This is a genomic window from Flagellimonas sp. L-11, from assembly GCF_056857735.1.
On sequence record NZ_JBSXNR010000051.1, the window covers coordinates 1 to 19297 of the forward strand.

General features: G+C 42.6%; 16 protein-coding genes. 12 read left to right on the forward strand and 4 right to left on the reverse strand.

Annotated elements, in window-relative coordinates; genetic code table 11:
• Positions 1–126 precede the first annotated feature (126 nt).
• Positions 127–4065 carry a T9SS type B sorting domain-containing protein gene (locus tag AC13CC_RS07825; RefSeq protein ID WP_482878252.1) on the reverse strand — a complete coding sequence of 1313 codons (3939 nt, stop codon included), beginning with the start codon at positions 4063–4065 and terminating at the stop codon, positions 127–129.
• A 768-nt stretch (positions 4066–4833) separates the two neighbouring features.
• Between AC13CC_RS07825 and AC13CC_RS07830 the strand changes: the two genes are divergently transcribed.
• The 10 genes from AC13CC_RS07830 to AC13CC_RS07875 all read left to right on the forward strand — a co-directional run bounded on the left by AC13CC_RS07830 (position 4834) and on the right by AC13CC_RS07875 (position 13063).
• On the forward strand, positions 4834–5919 hold the full coding sequence (locus AC13CC_RS07830; protein ID WP_482876473.1) for a sensor histidine kinase: 1086 nt from the start codon (positions 4834–4836) through the stop codon (positions 5917–5919).
• Between the two features lie 5 nt (positions 5920–5924).
• The gene (locus AC13CC_RS07835) at positions 5925–7253 is read left to right on the forward strand and encodes a sigma-54-dependent transcriptional regulator (protein ID WP_482876471.1); all 1329 of its coding nucleotides are present in this window, start codon (positions 5925–5927) and stop codon (positions 7251–7253) included.
• A 220-nt stretch (positions 7254–7473) separates the two neighbouring features.
• On the forward strand, positions 7474–7980 hold the full coding sequence (locus tag AC13CC_RS07840) for a GreA/GreB family elongation factor (protein WP_482876469.1): 507 nt from the start codon (positions 7474–7476) through the stop codon (positions 7978–7980).
• 52 nt (positions 7981–8032) lie between these two features.
• Positions 8033–8338, forward strand: coding sequence for a hypothetical protein (locus tag AC13CC_RS07845; protein WP_482876467.1), 306 nt, complete (start codon positions 8033–8035; stop codon positions 8336–8338).
• Positions 8339–8425: 87 nt separating this feature from the next.
• Positions 8426–8635, forward strand: a complete 210-nt coding sequence (locus tag AC13CC_RS07850) for a hypothetical protein (RefSeq protein ID WP_482876466.1) — start codon at positions 8426–8428, stop codon at positions 8633–8635.
• A 30-nt stretch (positions 8636–8665) separates the two neighbouring features.
• Positions 8666–8824: a hypothetical protein gene (locus tag AC13CC_RS07855; RefSeq protein WP_326279913.1), complete on the forward strand. Its 159-nt coding sequence runs from the start codon at positions 8666–8668 to the stop codon at positions 8822–8824.
• A 42-nt stretch (positions 8825–8866) separates the two neighbouring features.
• Positions 8867–10159, forward strand: coding sequence for a Glu/Leu/Phe/Val family dehydrogenase (locus AC13CC_RS07860; RefSeq protein ID WP_326279916.1), 1293 nt, complete (start codon positions 8867–8869; stop codon positions 10157–10159).
• A gap of 65 nt (positions 10160–10224) precedes the next feature.
• The gene (locus AC13CC_RS07865) at positions 10225–10644 is read left to right on the forward strand and encodes a GreA/GreB family elongation factor (protein ID WP_482876464.1); all 420 of its coding nucleotides are present in this window, start codon (positions 10225–10227) and stop codon (positions 10642–10644) included.
• Positions 10641–11027 carry a hypothetical protein gene (locus AC13CC_RS07870; protein ID WP_482876462.1) on the forward strand — a complete coding sequence of 129 codons (387 nt, stop codon included), beginning with the start codon at positions 10641–10643 and terminating at the stop codon, positions 11025–11027. Before AC13CC_RS07865 ends, AC13CC_RS07870 begins: the two co-directional genes overlap by 4 nt.
• Before the next feature lie 182 nt (positions 11028–11209).
• Positions 11210–13063: a SulP family inorganic anion transporter gene (locus AC13CC_RS07875; RefSeq protein ID WP_482876461.1), complete on the forward strand. Its 1854-nt coding sequence runs from the start codon at positions 11210–11212 to the stop codon at positions 13061–13063.
• Between the two features lie 416 nt (positions 13064–13479).
• On the opposite strand, the gene AC13CC_RS07880 is transcribed toward AC13CC_RS07875, so the two are convergent.
• Positions 13480–14844: a hypothetical protein gene (locus tag AC13CC_RS07880; protein ID WP_482876460.1), complete on the reverse strand. Its 1365-nt coding sequence runs from the start codon at positions 14842–14844 to the stop codon at positions 13480–13482.
• 124 nt (positions 14845–14968) lie between these two features.
• Here AC13CC_RS07880 and AC13CC_RS07885 point away from each other — a divergent pair, with 124 nt between their 5' ends.
• Positions 14969–16222 (forward strand): hypothetical protein, encoded by a 1254-nt coding sequence (locus AC13CC_RS07885; protein ID WP_482876458.1) that lies wholly within the window; start codon positions 14969–14971, stop codon positions 16220–16222.
• Positions 16223–16277: 55 nt separating this feature from the next.
• Here AC13CC_RS07885 and mnmE read toward each other — a convergent pair whose 3' ends face one another.
• Positions 16278–17648: a tRNA uridine-5-carboxymethylaminomethyl(34) synthesis GTPase MnmE gene (gene mnmE, locus AC13CC_RS07890; RefSeq protein ID WP_482876457.1), complete on the reverse strand. Its 1371-nt coding sequence runs from the start codon at positions 17646–17648 to the stop codon at positions 16278–16280.
• Between the two features lie 87 nt (positions 17649–17735).
• Here mnmE and AC13CC_RS07895 point away from each other — a divergent pair, with 87 nt between their 5' ends.
• Complete coding sequence (locus AC13CC_RS07895; RefSeq protein WP_163626272.1) at positions 17736–18098, forward strand: DUF4870 domain-containing protein; 363 nt, start codon at positions 17736–17738, stop codon at positions 18096–18098.
• Positions 18099–18155: 57 nt separating this feature from the next.
• Here the strand turns inward: AC13CC_RS07895 and dnaN are convergent, their stop codons facing one another.
• Entirely contained in the window at positions 18156–19274 is a 1119-nt protein-coding gene (gene dnaN / locus AC13CC_RS07900) for a DNA polymerase III subunit beta (protein ID WP_482876456.1), read from the reverse strand.
• Between the last annotated feature and the right edge of the window lie 23 nt (positions 19275–19297).

The window sequence follows — 19297 nt, forward strand, 5'->3', positions numbered from 1 at the left end:
GTAAAAGGTATAGTTGGGGTCCTGCTGTGCGCTTACCGAGAGGGAAAGCACAAGGAACAGGGCCAGTAATTGTATGTTATTGAATAGTCTCATCGTTTTTGTATGGTGTTTTTTGTTCTGTTGGTATTAATAGTTGATGAAGATCCAGCCCTGCAATGGGGCGTTGCCGTCCCCTAGGTCGATGACATAGAGGTAGGAACCTGCGGGAAGTTTTTCACTTCTGTCCTTGTAGAAGCCTTCCCAGTTGTTTCGGTACGATTTGGTGTCGAACACTTCGTGCCCCCATCGGTTATAGACTTTCACCACATTATTTGGATAGTTGTCTATCCCCGGTATGATCCAGGCATCGTTGTTTCCGTCGCCATTTGGTGTAAAGGCCTGGGCGGGGACCAAAGTAGGTGTTACCGGTGTATCTTCTTCTTCTGGAACAAAAAAGCTGGTATCGTCCAACGGATCTGTATTGTTTGTCAGTTCATTCTCATCCGAATCCCCATCGTTGTCATCATCGGCATCGGAGTTATTGCCAATTCCGTCGCCATCCGTGTCCGTATCCTCGGTTTCATCCAAGGGGAAGGCATCCTCGTTATCCGGGGTACCATCGTTGTCATCATCAGTATCGGAATTATTGCCAATTCCATCGCCATCCGTGTCCGTATCCTCGGTTTCATCCAAGGAGAAGGCATCCTCGTTATCCGGAGTACCGTCGTTGTCATTATCGGTGTCACAAGAATCAGCTATGGAATCTCCATCCGTATCTTCTCCGGTCAAGGTAAGTATTGCTGTTTCCATTTTAACATTGCCATTAATGTCCGTTGCTGCTATCATGATGGTATAATCCCCTAAATCGGCACAGTCAAAATCCGTACGGTCAATACTTATGCTTGCTATACCGCAACTGTCATAACTGTCAACTACAAAGGCTTCTGCTGTGATGCTGACCGACCCCGTGTCATTTAATTGGATTGCAACATCCTGTACTGTTATTGTTGGCTCAGTCACGTCCTTTAATGTAACATTGAAAGTGGTGCTATTGGTATTTCCGTTCCCATCATCGGCAGTAAGAGTAATGGTTTGTAGTGTTCCGTGCCCACGGATCACGGTACCCGCAATCGGTGATTGGGTGACTGCCACTGTCCCACAATTATCCGTTGCGGTCGTCAACCCCGTATAATCGGGAATGGTAAAATCACAGCTGGCATCCAAGTCTTCCTCTATACTCGTTATAGCGGTCAAAGTCGGAGCCGTCACGTCCACCAATGTAACATCAAAAGTGGTGCTATTGGTATTACCGTTGCCATCGTCGGCCGTCAATGTTATTGTTTGAACCGTTCCGTGTCCACTGATCACAGTGCCCGCAATCGGTGATTGGATGACCGTCGCCGTTTCGCAATTATCCGTTGCGGTCGTCAACCCCGTATAGTCGGGAACGGTAAAATTGCAGCTGGCATCCAGATCGTCCTCTCTATCCGATACGGCGGTCAATGTAGGAGCTGTCGCGTCCACCAATGTGACATCAAAAGTGGTGCTGTCGGTATTCCCGTTGCCATCGTCGGCAGTAAGCGTAATGGTTTGTAGTGTTCCGTGCCCACTGATCACGGTTCCCGCAATCGGTGATTGGGTTACCGTCGCCGTTCCGCAATTATCCGTTGCGATTGTCAACCCCGTATAGTCGGGAACGGTAAAATTGCAGCTGGCATCCAGATCTTCCCCTCTATCCGATACGGCGGTCAATGTTGGCACAGTCGCGTCCAGCAATGTGACATCAAAAGTGGTGCTGTCGGTATTCCCGTTGCCATCGTCGGCCGTTAATGTTATTGTTTGTACCGTTCCGTGCCCGCTGATCACGGTGCCCGCGATCGGGGATTGGGTGACTGTCACCGTTCCACAATTATCCGTTGCGGTCGTCAATCCCGTATAATCGGGAACGGTAAAATTGCAGTTGGCATCCAGATCTTCCTCTCTATCCGATACGGCGGTCAAAGTCGGAGCCGTCACGTCCACCAATGTAACATCAAAAGTGGTGCTGTCGGTATTCCCGTTCCCGTCATCGGCCGTTAATGTTATTGTTTGTAGTGTTCCGTGCCCACTGATCACGGTGCCCGCAATCGGGGATTGGGTGACTGTCGTCGTTCCACAATTATCCGTTGCGGTCGTCAATCCCGTATAATCTGGAACGGTAAAGTTGCAATTGGCATCCAGATTTTCCTCTCTATCAGATACCGCTGTCAATGTTGGCGGGATAAGATCATTAAAGGTTACATCAAAGGTTTGTGTCCCTATTTCACCCAAACTATCCTTAATTGAAATTGTAATTGTGCTTGTTCCTGCCGCATCCAATACAGGTGTTATTGCCAAGGAACGGGTATTGTCGCTTCCCGTAATTTTAATGTTCGCATTTGCAACCACACTTGTATTTGATGAGGCTGCGGTAACCATAAAGTTATTGTCCCCCGGAAAAGTATCCGTGATCGTTAAAGCAAGTCCCGAAACCGAACCATTAATACATTCAGACTGGTTTGTTATTACAGAACCTGAAGGCGTATCGTTGGATGTGGTCGTAAAAGAAACCTCACTACCATAGCTCGTCCCTTCGCTATTGATGGCATACGCACGAACGTAATATGTTGTTCCCTCGGTAAGCCCTGTGATTTCCTGCGTAAAACTACCATCTCCTGAACCAATTTGCACTTTGGTGTCAGCCGTTGTTGGTGTGCTTGTGGTGTTGTAAACAATACCGCGTTCGGTTACGGATGCCCCACCGTTGTCGGTTACGTTACCACCAAGGGTAGCTGCGGTATGGGAAATGCCTGAGGCAGTTGTGGTAGTTACGGTTGGTACTTCAAGCAAATTGATGGTTATTGTAAACGTCTGATTGGTCAATTCCCCACCGTCTGGGTCGCTCAGCGTAAACCCAAAACTATCCGAGGTCTGATTACCTACTGTATTGGTATACCTGAGTCTGTTATTGTTAATATCATCTTGTGTAAATGTTGCGTTTACCAAAAGTTCTTCTTCCCCGGAATCGAACGTATTGTTAAGATTGGCGTCAAGAAACAATGTCCCATGGGCAACGGCGCTGGTAATAGTTGCGGTCAGTTGGGCATCATCCACAGTTTCATCATCATTAAAATGTAATTTACCACTGTCTATGTTTCCTGTTTCTCCTTCTGTTACCGTTAATCCAGTATTGGCATCCACTATTGGAGCTGCATTGGGAGCACTTGTTGTAAAATTCACTACACCGCCATAAGTTGTTCCCTCAGTATTGGTGGCATAGGCTTGGTAATAATAGGTAGTGGAAGCACTCAGTCCTGAAATGACTTCATTAAAAACACCTGTGCCACTACCATCAGGCACATCAGTTACTCCACCTTCACCAAGGGTTGGGGTATTGTCGGAACTGGAATAGACGAAACCTCGTGTGGTTAGAGTTGCGCCGCCGTCAGAGGTTACATCGCCATTTAAAGTGGCTCCTGTGGCGGTGATGGATGAGGTGGCTGAGGTGGTTACCGTTGGGGCAGTTGCTGGTATAACGGCTTGTTCAAAATTCAAATCGTCAATATCCGCCATCATGTTTGTACCAGAGATGGTCAATGTCGTTATATTATCAAAGCCTGATTGTGCTGTGAAGTCATAGTTTTGGTAGAATACATAAGTTCCATCATTGGCACTCAAGCTAAAGCTTCCACCATTATCAGACGTAAACTGAACAGGAGTATCAGACAAAATATCCATCGACATACCAGTTATCTGAAATGTACTACCGTTGTTTGCACTTATAGTAACACTATTTATTCCTCCATTAGCATTTTTATCGAATTGAAGTGCATAATCACTTGTTCCACCCTCTGATAAATTAAAGGTATCATTAAATGTGGCATGGTGATAGGTTGACCCATTTCCTGAAATCTGATACCGCACTCCATCAAGTGTAAAATCGTTACTGATTAAATCAAAGCTGGTGTTATCATCAAAATTTTCATCCGAAGGTGCCTGAGCATGAACAATTGATGAAGTGATACCAAAAAATAATAGAAATAAAATAGAGTGGGCCGTTATTTTCATGAAGGAAAAGTGTTAAGCTTTTTTAAAACAGGGCAATACTATAACATTATACTTTTTCCTACATATAAATGTTGTGAATCTAGATAATTATGATGCTTAAGCTGATATGTTTTGTAGGCTTAATATTGTTAAATATTATTGTTTGAATACAAAAAATTGGAACTGGCTGTAAGTCGGCTTTGTATTCACCAATTCTGAAACCATCATATTCTATCTCCATATCTTACATTTTTATGTATTCCATTATTTATTAGTCTGTTGCATAAAAAACGGGGACAGTTTACTTGCACATACTATATTTCACTGAACTATGTCAGGGGTGACGCAGCAGCGGTATGCAGGGAACTGGAACTGAACCCTTCGGTATTGGGGCGTTGGTGCAGGGCGGCCAAAAAAATACGGGGAGAACGGTTTCCCTGAAAAGGGAACCCTCAAGTTTACCGATGAACAAAGGCCGTTATCGGTTTATAAACAAAAAACAAAGCAACATTGAGTTACCTTTTAAAAATAGGGTTTTCAAATGACTGGTCAAACATCCTTTTGGCCTCATAAAGGATAAAAAAGTCTTTTATCGTTATTTTTGTTACTCATTGTATGCGCAAACATGGATAACCAAAATAATGTGATTATCCTATTTGAACCTAAGTTCCTATCCAATGCGAATACTATAGTTCATATTTTACAAAGTTTTTTGATTACATTTTCGTAACTATTGGACAGCAGTCTTGGTACCCATGTACCATTATCAACCAAAATTTTTAGATACCCATGATAAATACCGATCAAAGATTAAAGGAACGGGTCAAAGAGTTGACCTGTCTCTATGAGGTCACTTCAATCATCGTGAATTCCGGATACGACGAACTGTCCACTTCCCTGGAAGCCATCGCCTATTGTTTAAAAAGGGGGTGGCGGTTTCCTGAAGAAGGCGAGGCAGCAGTGTCCATTGGTGCATACCAGGTACAGACCAGTGGATTCAAGGAGCAAATGACCTGTCTATCTTGTGATGTCATTGTATTCAATAAAGTAGAAGGAACCATATCCGTAGGTTATCCAGCTTCATCCTACACTCTTGAAGACTTTCTTCCAGAAGAGCAGACCCTACTGAAAAATGTATGTCTGGCCGTCGGTAACTTTATGGAACGCAAGCAGATCCATGATAGCGAAGAGGAAACTAAAAGACAAATGGAACGTAACGATCGTTTGCATATCATGGGAGAGATTACTGCCGGAATAGCCCATGAACTCAATACTCCTTTGGCCAATATTTTGGGATTTGCAGAATTGTTGCTGGATGAAACTACCGATACGAGAACCAGAAGTGATTTACAAACGATTTTGGACAATGCCATTTTCAGTAGGGAAATCGTAAAGAAACTGATGTTCTTTACCTGTGAAATGCCACAACAAATGGAATTGATCGAGCTAAATAAGGTAGTGGACAGTGTGATACGTCTGATGGGGCCATCCCTTAGGGCAAAACAATTATCGGTCATCAAATCCTACGACAATGATGATTTCCGGATTCGGGCCAATACGGTCCAATTGACCCAGGTCATGTTCAACCTAATTATGAACGCGGCCTACTACTCACCTGTACACGGAGAAATAAAGGTAGAGATACTTAACGGGGAACAAAAGATTATCATTAATATCATTGATCAAGGGGAGGGCATTGCACCTGATCAGGAAAACAAGGTATTTGAACCATTTTATACCACCAAACCAATCGGGGAAGGGACTGGTCTTGGTCTAAGTGTCGTTCATGGAATCATCAAAAGTTATAAGGGCACCATTACACATAGGCCCAATGTGCCAAAAGGTACTATTTTTACCATCGAGTTTCCAAATTGACGCCCATGCCATTGAACAAAGAGAACATTCTTATCGTAGATGATGATATCAAGATCTTGGAACTATTGGCAAGAAGGCTCAAAGAGTTTAACTACCATGTTTTTAAGGCGATATCCGTTAAAGAAGCCTTGTTTATACTAAAGGATACTTCAATAGATCTGTTGATAACGGATATTCAAATGCCGGAAGTCGATGGCATTCAATTATTGAAGTATGCCAAGGAACATTATCCCAACATGCCAAAATTGGTGGTTACCGGATACCCATCTGTTGACGGTGCCTTGGAAGTGATTAAGTCGGGTGCCATGGACTATATGGCCAAGCCCTTTACAAAAGCAGAACTAAAAATGGCCGTGGAAAGGGCGTTGGAACATGGGAGAGCGGACCAAGCATCCATTGCAAATGTTCCATCCCGAACGCAAAACCTACCGTTCAAGGAGATGGTGGGCAATTCCTCAGCCTTCAAACAAGTACTTACCATTATAGACAGGGTAAAGAATAACCGGGCAACGGTATTGATACATGGTGAGAGCGGCACTGGAAAGGAATTGGTGGCGCGGGCCATACATTATTCAGGAAAATACAGCAAAGGGCCCTTTATTGCGGTGAACTGCGGGGCCATTCCGGACAATCTGCAAGAGGCGGAATTGTTTGGTTATACCAAGGGGGCCTTTACAGGGGCAGACCAAAACCGGAATGGTTTTTTTCAGGCGGCATCCGGGGGTACGCTCTTTTTGGACGAAATAGGTAACGCCTGTTTGGATGTACAGGCCAAATTATTGAGAGCACTGCAGGAAAAGGAAATTACAAAGGTCGGTTCCAGAACCTTGGAAAAAGTCGACCTTCGTATTGTTGCGGCCACAAATATGGATCTCTTGAAGGAAATCAAGAAAAAAAACTTCAGGGAGGACCTCTATTATCGTTTGACCGTCGTTGAGATAAGGGTACCCCCGCTGCGCCAACGAAGGTCCGATATTCCCTTACTTGTTGATCGATTCCTCCAAAAATACGGCATGGAATATAGGGACCGTTTGTTGCGAATCGATTCCGAGGCCTTGAAAATTATGGAACGTTATCCTTGGCCGGGAAATATAAGGGAACTTGAAAATGTGGTACAACGAGCGGTTATTATGGCGGATGGCCCGATTGGTACCAAAGACTTACCGGACTTTTTAAAATATGAGATAGACTTTCCGGACGAGGAGTTAATACCCTTAAGGGACATGGAAAGAAAGTATATCAAGCGGGTGCTGCTCCATACCAAAGGGAACAAGACCAAAGCAGCTGAAATTTTAAAGATCAGTCGAAAAACGCTGCGCGACAAGCTCGATTGATTTGGTCAAATTCTTACCAACTGGTCAGAAACTTACCGATTCTAATTTTTCAATCTTTCTCATTTACACATGTTAGTTGCTGTTAATCAGTGGCATACTTTGAATTCTATTCTTTTTGCCTTTTAGGGCATGGCATTTGCCATTTAGTGTTCCGAATGGTTTTGAGTCGGTCGGGCAGAGATAAAACCGACCGAACCACTATAATTTGAAAACGCTAAGGATGGTAAGACACTCTTTGAGATACGGAAACCTTGTTTTGGAAAGATATGATTTCTTGATGATTAAAAAGTACATGCAAGGTCCACTGGGTTTGGAAGATTATACCCATGAAAATGCATTGGCCTTGTTGGAGGAAAATTTATTGGATGCCGTTGTTGTGTATGAAAAGAATATGCCCTCAGAGGTTGTAAGACTGTATTCTACCGTTTCGGTTATCAGCTCCTCGGGTATGGAAGAGTGTTTACAATTGGTACCACCGGATCAAGTCGATTTGGCAAAGGGCCGGATATCTGCGCTCAGCAATTTGGGCTGTTCAGTTCTTGGACTATCGCAAGGGGACATCATTAGGTATGGTGTGCCCAGTGATTTTGTTTCCTTGCGTTTGGCAAAGGTTGAGCAAGTTGATACCAAGACCAGACTGGCCATCTCAGAGAAGGAGTTACGCACTTTATTCAAACGGAATTTAATGGAAAAGATGTTCGATGAACTGGAGCTGGAATCAGCCTAGGGTTATTTGGATGTCGATACTAGAAACATAAAGTTAGCCAAATAAAAAAGATATGAATACAAAACTAACATTAAAACAACGCATACTGATAGGGTTTGTACTAGCGTTGGCCTTTTTCTTGGTGCTGGGGTCCAATTTGGTGGACCGTAGACATTTTTCGACGATACAAAAAACGATTGAATCGATCCATGATGATCGTGTGGTGGTACAGGATTATATTTATCAGTTGAGAAATTTTCTGCACGATAGGGAAGTGGAGGTTTTGGAAACCGGAAACATTGAAAAAAACAATGAACATTTTGGGCAAATCACGGCCATCCTTGATGATTTTGCTGCGACCGATCTGATTCGGGAGTAAGCTGCATTTTTAAAGCGCTTGCGTCAACAATTTTATGGCCCGTCAGGCTTGTCGAGCGTATATGGGAAAGGGGATAAATCAAAAATTTTGGAGCACATCCATAGTACAAAGAAAACCTTGGATGCTCTTGAGGAAATTCAAATTGAAGAAAGTGGACATCTGACGCGAATCTCAGAAAAATCATTGAGTGTCAATAGAATGTTGTCCAATTTGGAAATCGGTTTTATGATTATCATTGGGCTGTCCATACTGATGTTGGTTTTTCAGCCAATCAAAACACTGTATCCCATTCATTGATGAAAAAATATAACATAAAAAAACAGTCCCATGAAGGAATTTGTACGGAGTTTATGCTCCACCTGTATTCACCAATCGTATTGTGCTTTGAGCAGTAATAGGTCAAATATCAACTTATGTAACGAATATCGCCAATATATGGATGATGGTAAGGAACCTACCATAGTGGTTTCGGATGAAATGTATTAACAAACAAGTAGTAGGTACGGCGTACCCAATAAATAATTTTTTATGACAACAACGTTAACATCAAAAAGAAAGCAGCCAAAACAAGGCATGTTGGACAACGTTATGCGCCAGTTCAATAATGCAGCGGATATTATTGAACTGAATGCCAACATTAGAAAGATACTGGAAGTCACCAACACTGAATTCGTAGTGCATTTTCCAGTACGCATGGACAATGGGGAGGTAGAGATCTTTAAGGGTTACCGCGTTCAGCACAACAATGCACTGGGTCCCTATAAGGGTGGATTACGTTACCACCCCACTGTGGACATCGACGCGGCCAGAGCTTTGGCCATGTGGATGACTTGGAAGACCTCTTTGGCCGGATTGCCCTATGGTGGGGCCAAGGGAGGAATACAATTAGATCCTACCAAATATTCCCAGGACGAACTGCAACGAATCACGAGAAGGTTTACCTATGCTCTTGGGGACAATATTGGACCGGAACTGGATATCCCAGCACCGGATGTGAACACCAATCCTCAGACGATGGCTTGGATCTTGGATACCTATATGTCTACCAAATCGCCCAATGAACGTTCTAAGAACCTGCATGTGGTTACGGGCAAGCCCATTGGTGCCGGAGGTTCCGAAGGGAGAGACCGGGCAACGGGCTATGGGGTTTTCCTGACCATCAAATTTTGGGCGGAACACAAAAGGATTGATCTAAAGAACAAAACATTCATTGTACAGGGTTTTGGTAATGTAGGCTATTGGGCCGCCCATTTTCTAAAAAATGAAGGAGCCATACTTACTGCTGTACAGGATGCTTATGGAAGTATCCATAATGATGAGGGCATTTCACCAGAAGACCTTTTGGACTATGCAAGGGCCAATAAAGGCAGTATATCGGGCTATGCGGGGGCAAGTCCCCTCGACAACAACGAATTTTTTGGTTTGGACTGCGATATCTGTATTCCTGCTGCCCTGGGCAACCAGATTACTGTGGACAATGCCCATAAAATTAAGGCTAGCCTGATTGCCGAAGGGGCCAATGGGCCGACTGACGTTCAGGCGGAGGAAATCCTTTTAAAACGAGGTATTGATATTATACCGGATATCCTATGCAATTCGGGTGGCGTTATAGGAAGTTATTTTGAATGGTTGCAAAACCGCAACGGAGAAATATGGCATTTGGACGAGGTTTTGGAGAAACTGGAAAGAAAAATGAGAGAGTCCTTCAACAAGGTCGCGCACAAAACAGAAACAAAGAACCTGGATATGCGTACGGCCGCCTTTGTCATCGCCATAGAGCGACTTGAGGACACCTATATCCAAAGGGGTATTTTTCCATAATCCAATGTCATAATTAGGTTTCCACATGAATGTACTGGAGACTTTAAAATATAAAAAAAGAAATTATGAAGTACGGTAGTTTAGTAATTGAAAAAAAAGAATATGTCCTTTTAAAACGGTTAATGAACCTATCAGGATTCTATAAAGACAATACCCTTAAGAGTTCGGTGAAAAAGCTCGTGGGTGAAATGGAAACAGCACGGATTTTGGATGAAGCACAAATGCCGGATGATGTCATCCGGTTCAATGCCATGGTGACCATAATTTCCGATAATGGATGGCACAAAAAGTTCAAATTGGTACTTCCTAGCCGAAGTGATGTGAAAAATAACCATATTTCAATCCTGACCCCTATGGGTGCAGCGGTCATGGGATATGCCAAGGGGGATTCACTGGTTTGGGAGTTTCCTTCTGGAAACCAAAAATTGACCATTGAAAATGTAGAACAGGAGAATGAACCCATAAACCTAAACATGGTATTATGAAGCAGGTGAACAGACCCCATCTTCATGAGTCCTTAAACCAGATTATAGTTAAAAAGGATAAGTTGGAGATTGCCAATTGGATCGAAACCATGGAGTTGATCAGCAATGAACTGCAATATTTGATTCCATTGGAAAAATGCCTATTGGGAGCCCCTGCGGTAAACCAAAGCCTTTTGACAGTCCAACGGGAAAACCAACTTCGATTGGGCACCCTGTATAGGTATGAAAGGACAATGATAAATGCAATTGAGTACGATACAACGGAATGTGACGCCTATTACCTCCATGCCCATGAGAAAAATCGAGATGGTTTTATGGACCATATCAAAACGTATACAGCGCTTAAGCTAACGTTGCTATCCAAGATCTTGGAACGTTTCTGAGCGAAACCTTAATAACAGGTCCACATCAGTAGTCATATCAATTTATTCAAAATAAAGGATTAGAAACCTTGAATACGTTTGAAGGTCATTTGATTATCAATGTTTGATAATTTATGAACCGGTATCCTTTAGTATGTTGATCAGCCACTAATGTGTCGATCCAAAAAACAATCAAAATATTTATGAAGCATTTTTTTTCTAATTTTAAAGGAGATTTATTTGGTGGCATTACAGCGGGCATTGTAGCCCTTCCCTTGGCCTTGGCCTTTGGTGTCAGCTCGGGTATGGGTCCAAGTGCTGGGTTGTACGGTGCCATATTCATTAGTTTTTTTGCAGCCTTGTTTGGGGGCACAAATACCCAGATATCTGGACCTACGGCACCTATGACCGCTGTTAGTATGGTTGTCGTTGCTGGTATTGTGGCTATGAACGATGGTGATCTCGAGAAAGCATTACCGGCCATTTTACTGGTGTTTCTATTGGCAGGGTTGATGCAGATCATATTGGGCCTTGCTGGGCTTGGAAAATACATTCGCTATATCCCGTATCCTGTAGTCTCAGGCTTTATGACGGCCATTGGAGTAATCATCCTTGTTACCCAAATGTTGCCTTCGATGGGTTATTACCCCAAAGAAGATGCCGCTTTTGTGGATCAATTCAGACCTCGTGCGGAAGAGGTTATTCTTAAGAATATTCTCAATGAGGAATCGAACGAAGGAATATTGGTACTTGAGGATTTTCAAGAAACTCTGGATAGGGCAGGGGAGGTCTCGGAGGAAAGTATCCGGAAGGAAGCTCAAACCTTGGCCAATAAAGATGCTTCTGGAGTCATAGGTACGATCAAGGTCTTGCCCAGGGCTCTACAACGGATAGATTGGTTGGAACTTGCTCTGGCATTGGCCACTATTGTGATCATCTATGGATTTAAAAGAATTACAACCGCCATTCCCAGTGCCCTGGTGGCTTTGTTGGTCGTTTCAGGAGTGGCCTATGGGTTTGGACTGGATTACAGGCCTATCCAACAAATACCCAGCGGTTTTCCTGTGCCCCATTTGGACATCTTTAGTGAATTTAAATTAAGCTCGGTAACCCCCTATATTTTTACGGCCTTGACCCTGGCTCTTTTGGGAGCCATAGATTCGCTATTAACTTCCGTGGTTGCAGATAATATGACCAAGACCCAACATAAACCTAACAAAGAATTGATGGGGCAGGGTATTGGAAATAGCATTGCTGCAGTTTTTGGGGGAATACCTGGTGCAGGAGCCACCATTCGTACCGTGGTCAATATCAATGCAGGCGGGAAAACAAGGTTATCAGGGATGATTGCAGGTATTCTTTTGCTCATCGTATTATTGGCCTTGGGGCCGATAGCCTCCAAAATACCCGCAGCGGTACTTGCCGGGATTTTGGTGACCGTAGGTATCGGGGTAATAGATTACAAAGGACTGAGGGCCGTACCTTATTTGCCCAAGGATGTCAAGTTCGGACCTTTCAAGTTAAGTTCTGAAGTGTTGATAATGTTGGTGGTCATGGTGTTGTCCTCTATTTGGAACTTGGTCTATGCCGTAGGTATCGGTTTGGTAATCGCTTCCTTGATGTTTATGAAAAAAATGGGAGACTTAACGGCCAAACGATCTGATGTCAAAACCTTGAAAGAGGAAAAGGGATGGGCGGATGAGGTCAATTTTCCGGAAGACCTTAAAAAGGAAGTTTTTATTAAACATTTGAAAGGCCCCTTGTTTTTTGGGTTTACAAGCGAGTTTCAACAATTGGCCAAGCAAATCCCAAAAACGGCCTCCACGGTGGTCATCCGAATGGATCGCATGCAGTATTTAGATCAATCTGGACTTTATACCCTTGAAGATGTTTTGATGGACCTTAAAAATACAGGTGTTACCGTACTTTTTGTACATGTTTTGGAGCAGCCCAAGTATATGATGGAACGGGTTAAATTAATACCTTCCTTAATTCCTGAGAATCAAATATTCGATGCTTTTGAAGCATGTACCTCCTACATTAAGAAAAATGCATAGGGTTAAGGGTAAGTTACATCACTGAAAATTATCGAGGAAAGGAGTATTATATTTGGGTTAACCAATTCTGGAGGATACTTTTTTGATCATGAGAAGACAACGGTTCCGTTAGGGTTGCTAAAGAATAGGCTGTCGTTGCTATAATGCCTATTAATAGAACCGCTAATGAAATGGGCGGTAACCGTTGTTTTTTCCCATGGTCTTGCCCAAGAAGCAAAGATCGACCACCATTTCATTAAAGGTGTACAATCCACTTTTCATGATATGGTTCAACTCATGTTTGAATTTGTCTTTTATAAATTATAGCTTTCCAAGCTCTACCATATACATAGACAAAAACAGGTTCAGGTAAGGCAGTCAACATCCAATGTTTCCCAAAAGTCCATTTAGGGGTTCACATAAGGAAACATAATGGCTCATTCTATTGAAACCCCATTCAAATCTTCCAACTTGGCCACACATCCCCAATTATATTTCTGACGTTTATCGCCCGACAGCACAAAGGTCAGTTCATTGGAGCCTTTGGATAACTTCAGCACGGTTTGTTCATCATTCACGAAAACCCTGCCTTCCATGCCCTTTTCCGGAGGTGACCTAAAGTTCATTCCCCCATCGAACAGGATTTCGTAATTCAACAAGATCACCAAGTGGTCCGCATAATCAAAATTTAGTTTGACATCCCTATCGGAATCAGATACTATGGTACAGGTCAGGGCGACCGTTTTGTTCATATCATCATAAAAACGGCTGATGTTCAAAAGGCCATCCATATCGGCCGTTACCGTTTTAAATTTTTCCTTGTAATCGAATAGGGAATCCACTTGGGAGATAAAGTTCACGGAGTCCTTGGCAAAGGGTTCCGATATTTGCCACTTGGTCAAATAGTTTGGAGAAATCATTTTTTTGGTATCCCGTTGTTTTGGCGCATTGGAACTTTCAATTTCCTGAATGGATACATCGCTAAAGTAAACTTGGCCAAAGTTGCTGTACAGGCTTATACCGCCTTTATTGGAATCGCGCTTTAGGTTATCAACCACAAAGGTAGGGGTATCCATATCCTCAACATAAACGGACATTTTGTCTTCAATGACCTCCACCTTTACATGGACCCAAGTACTTATGTCCAAGAATACGATGCCATCTTCCCGTTTCTCGAAAAGCAGCGCTTTATTGCTTTGAGGATCGTAAATATAGGAAATGGTTTCATCGGGAAAGTCCAAGAACGATTCCTCCGAGAATATGATGCCTTCCTCCTCCAGTACCTTTAAAAGCTTATCGCTCACTTTTCCATGAACCAGTTGATTCTCCAGAAAAGGTGGTAAGATGGCCACTTCCTTTCTCGGATATTCGGCACTGCCTTCATATTTGGGATAATTATAGAGCTGCCAAGGCAAGCTGCCATTATAAATGGGAATGTACTGCAGCGCATCCTTTTTTCCGCTCATCATCATTCTCAGGTACAGGTATTCGTAATTTTCTTTATCCCGAACCCTAAAGCCCAATCCAGGAACTTGGCCATTACAATGAAACTCCAGTTGAAAGTTCTTGAATTCTTTGCCATTGAGATAAGCCTTTTGACTTGGTTCCAGAAACATTGCGTACTTTCCCTGATGGTCCACAACTTTCAACGTATCCGTAGAACCGTCCACATTTTCAATCCGCCAATTATTTTTGGTAAAGGCCAATTCTTGGGCAGGAATGTTTTTTTTGTTTTCTTGAAGGCATGATACTGGAGCAATGGCCACGACAAGTATCAAGAAGTTTCGGATGCTGTTTTTCATATTATGATCTATTTTTGATATAATCGACTTACTGTATACCAATGTAAAGTTACCTGCAAAGTTTTGAGGTGAATTGGTTGTTCATCTTTGTTCAAGTTTGTTCATAGTCGGCATGGATTTATAAATGGAGAAGTTTAGGAAACATATCAAAGCCTGTTTTAAACGGGTAGAGGAAAAATTGGGCAAAGGACCTTGCAACAAGTGGGACACCCATGATTTTAAGACTCTCAGCGAGAACATTCAGGAAGAAACGGGCACATTATTGAGCGTATCCACACTAAAACGACTTAGTGGGAAAGTGAACTATGCATCTCACCCGAACAAGACTACTTTGAATGCACTGGCGAACTATATCGGTTTCAAGGACTGGGGCGCATTTTCCAATTATTGTGATAGTAAGTTTGTGAAAGGGAAAAAAGAGGGCAAAGCGAATTTGCCGATGAAACCTTTAATAGCCTTTTTATTGCTTGGTATCGCGCTTTTTTCATCCGTATTTTTGACGGCCAGGAAAAATGATACCATCTATAATCCTGATGATTTCGCTTTTAACGGCAAGTCGGTCACTATGGGGCTTCCAAATTCCGTTGTTTTCAGGTACGATGCATCTGCGGCAGATGAAAAAGCGAAAATAGAGATCCAGCAGGATTGGGACGAGAGCAAGCGGGTACTCGTCAATAAAAACGACAGTGTTTCCACCAGCATTTATTACCGACCAGGTTATTTCAAATCCAAACTCGTGGTTGATGAAACCATTGTGAAGGAAAAGGGTATCTTGATTCCAACATCGGATTGGGTGGGGGTCATTGAGACGGATTCTATACCTATTTATTTGGACAGGAAGGATTACCGTTCGAAAAAAGCCTTATCCATTAAAGCCAGCTCGTTGAAGAAATATGGGGTGGACCCACGAGCATCAAGAACTCCTGTCGGATTCTATCAAATCAGGGACTTTGGGGAATTATATACTACCAATTTTGAAATGACAGCCTCAATCCGGAATGATTTCAAATCCGGTAAGAGTCAATGTCAAACTGCCCAATTGGTGATTGTTCACGAAGATGGACCAATAAGTATTATGCTTACCGACAAAGGGTGCATTTCCGATATTATGTTGTATGCATTTGATAAGATAATTGATGGAAAGAAAACAGATCTTTCCGGTTTCGGTGTGGATTTTACCGACTTTGTCGAAGTGAAGTGCATTTCAAAGGACGGGAAATTGGATATTGTAATGGACAAACAACCCATATTCTCATTTGAAGTGCCTGATATTCCAAAAAAAATCGTCGGTCTCAGCATCCATTTTGAAGGAGCCGGAACGGTCCAGCATGTATCGTTTAAAAATAATGGGGAAATCCTGTATTCTACCAACTTCTAAATACTAAAAATCCGATAAAATTCTACTTTTTTCTTAAGCCTAATTAAAATTGAAATTACTTTCCAATACAAAAGTTAGAAAAAATATTGCCCAATAAATCATCTGTGGTAACGCTTCCTGTAATTTCTCCCAAGTGATAAAGGGCTTGACGGATATCGATGGCCATCAAATCGCTCGAAAGCTCCATATCCAACCCTTCCTTTACTTTTTGGATTTCCTCCAGAGCTTTTAGCAACGCATCGTAGTGCCTGCTATTGGTAATTATGGTGGTGTCGCCACTCAATGCTCCTGAATCCACCAAAGCAAGTAGCCTACTTTCGAGCTCTGAAATACCTTCTTTAAATTTAGCTGAAAGAAAAAGTACATTGTGAATTTTTGATTTTATCTTTTCCTTCTGCTCTTGGTTTAAGAGGTCCATTTTATTGCAAATGGGCAACAACTGTTTGTTGGGGTAGCGCTTTTGAATCTGTTCCAACTCTGCTTTATCGAACTCCATTCCATCAAATAGGTAAATAATGAGCCTAGCCTTTTCAATTTTGTCAAAAGTTCGCTCAATCCCTATTTTTTCCACCACATCCACGGTTTCTCGGATTCCTGCCGTATCAATAAACCTAAAATTGATGCCTTTTATACTGATATGATCCTCGACCGTATCTCTTGTCGTTCCCGCAATTTCACTAACGATGGCTCTTTCCTCGTTCAATAAAAAATTAAGCAGGGTTGATTTTCCAACGTTCGGTTGACCCACAATGGCTACGGGGATTCCGTTTTTTATCACATTTCCGAGTGCGAAGGAATCAATCAGTTTTTTTAGCACCTCACTGATTCGGTTGAGCAGTTCGTTGAATTGGGTTCTATCGGCAAACTCCACGTCTTCTTGGGAAAAATCGAGTTCCAGTTCAATAAGCGAAGCGAAGTTCAGCAGTTCTTGCCGCAGTTCCTGAATTTCGTTACTAAATCCGCCCCGCATCTGCTGCATGGCAATGTCGTGCGCCGCTTCACTATCACTTGCAATTAAGTCCGCCACAGCTTCAGCCTGACTTAAATCCATCTTGCCGTTAAGGAATGCTCGTAGTGTAAATTCACCTGCCGATGCCGAACGGCAACCATTTCGCAACAAAAGCTGAATAATCTGTTGTTGGATGAAAGGTGAGCCGTGGCAGGAAATCTCCACAACATTTTCACCGGTATAAGAGTGTGGTCCTTTAAAAATAGAAACAAGAGCTTCGTCCAAAATCTTTTCTTGATCCACAATATGGCCCAAATGAATGGTATGGCTTTTTTGTTGGGCCAGTTTTTTTCCCTTGATGGATTTAAAAAGGGTATCCATTAGGGTTATGGCATCTGGTCCTGAAACCCGAATTACGGCAATGGCCCCTGTTCCCGAGGGTGTTGCCAAGGCTACAATGTTATCTGTGTACGACATGGGGACAAAAGTACAAATTAGCTGGTGTTTGTAACATTTTTAGTGATTTGTATACTTATAAGTTGAATCATCAAAATCAATCAAAAAATGGAAGTTATCAATCAAAAAGCTGTTAGGACGGACAATACCTTGTTGGCCGTGACGCATCTTACACAACTTTTATCGTATGTTACAGGATTTGGAAGCCTGATTATACCCTTGATCATTTGGTTGTCCTCAAAAGACAAGGTGGAGGGAATGAACGAGCATGGAAAGGCCATTATCAATTTCCAGATCAGTCTGATACTTTACATCATCATTAGTATTCCTGCAATCCTTCTTTTGGGCTTGGGAATACTGGGCTTGATAGGAGCGGGAATCCTTGGGTTCATACTGCCTATTGTTAATGCGGTCAAGGCTGCAAATGGCGAATCTCCATCGCATTTTATGACGATTAGATTTATATCCTAAAATAAAAAAGCTGGAACATTTTTCTCCAGCTTTTTCAATTATGGTTGGGTAGTTAATTTAGCTATTTAGCATCACGGGCATCACCAACATGGTCACATGTTCGCCTTCATCCAAACCGTCGATAGGGGTAAGAATACCTGCCCTGTTGGGTAAACTCATTTCCAAAGAAACTTCATCAGAGGACAAATTGTTCAGCATTTCCAATAAAAATCTGGAGTTGAAACCAATTTGCATATCGTCACCTTGATAAGAACACGATAATCTTTCCTCTGCCTTGTTGCTGTAATCCACATCCTCAGCAGAAATATTAAGTTCGGCACCGGCAACCTTTAAACGTATCTGGTGCGTGGTCTTGTTAGAGAAAATGGAAACCCTTCTTACCGAGCTCAAAAATTGATTTCTCGCTATGGTCAACTTGTTTGGGTTTTCCTTCGGAATCACCGCTTCGTAGTTCGGGTATTTGCCATCTATCAACCGACATATCAATTCAGTGTTGTCAAAATAGAACTTGGCATTGCTGTCATTGTACTCTATGGTCACTTCGGATTCGGAACCTGCCAAAATACCCTTTAACAATGTCAATGGTTTTTTGGGCATGATGAATTCCGCCACTTCGGAAGCAGTTACATCTTGTCGCTGGTATTTCACCAATTTATGGGCATCTGTGGCCACAAAAGTCAGATTCTCTGGAGAGAACTGGAAAAACACCCCGCTCATTACTGGGCGAAGATCATCATTTCCTGCAGCGAAAATGGTTTTGTTGATGGCTGTAGCCAAAATATCGCCCAATAGGGTAGTAGAGCTCGGATTAGAGACTTCGACCGCTTTAGGGAATTCCGCTCCATCGGCATACGCCAAAGCATATTTACCGTGGTTGGAACTGATCTCTACCGTGTTGTTGTCCTCAACAACAAAAGTCAAAGGTTGTTCCGGGAATGTTTTTAGGGTATCCAACAACAAACGTGCTGGCACGGCAATGGTACCTTCCGAATCGGAATCCACTTCCAAAACGGTACTCATGGTAGTTTCCAAATCCGATGCGGAAACGGTCAATTTACTTTCTTTAAGGTCGAACAAAAAATTGTCCAGGATGGGCAAGGTGTTGCTATTGTTGATAACTCCTCCCAAAACCTGAAGCTGTTTCAATAAATATGTACTGGATACAATAAATTTCATCAACGAAATACTTTAGTATAGTT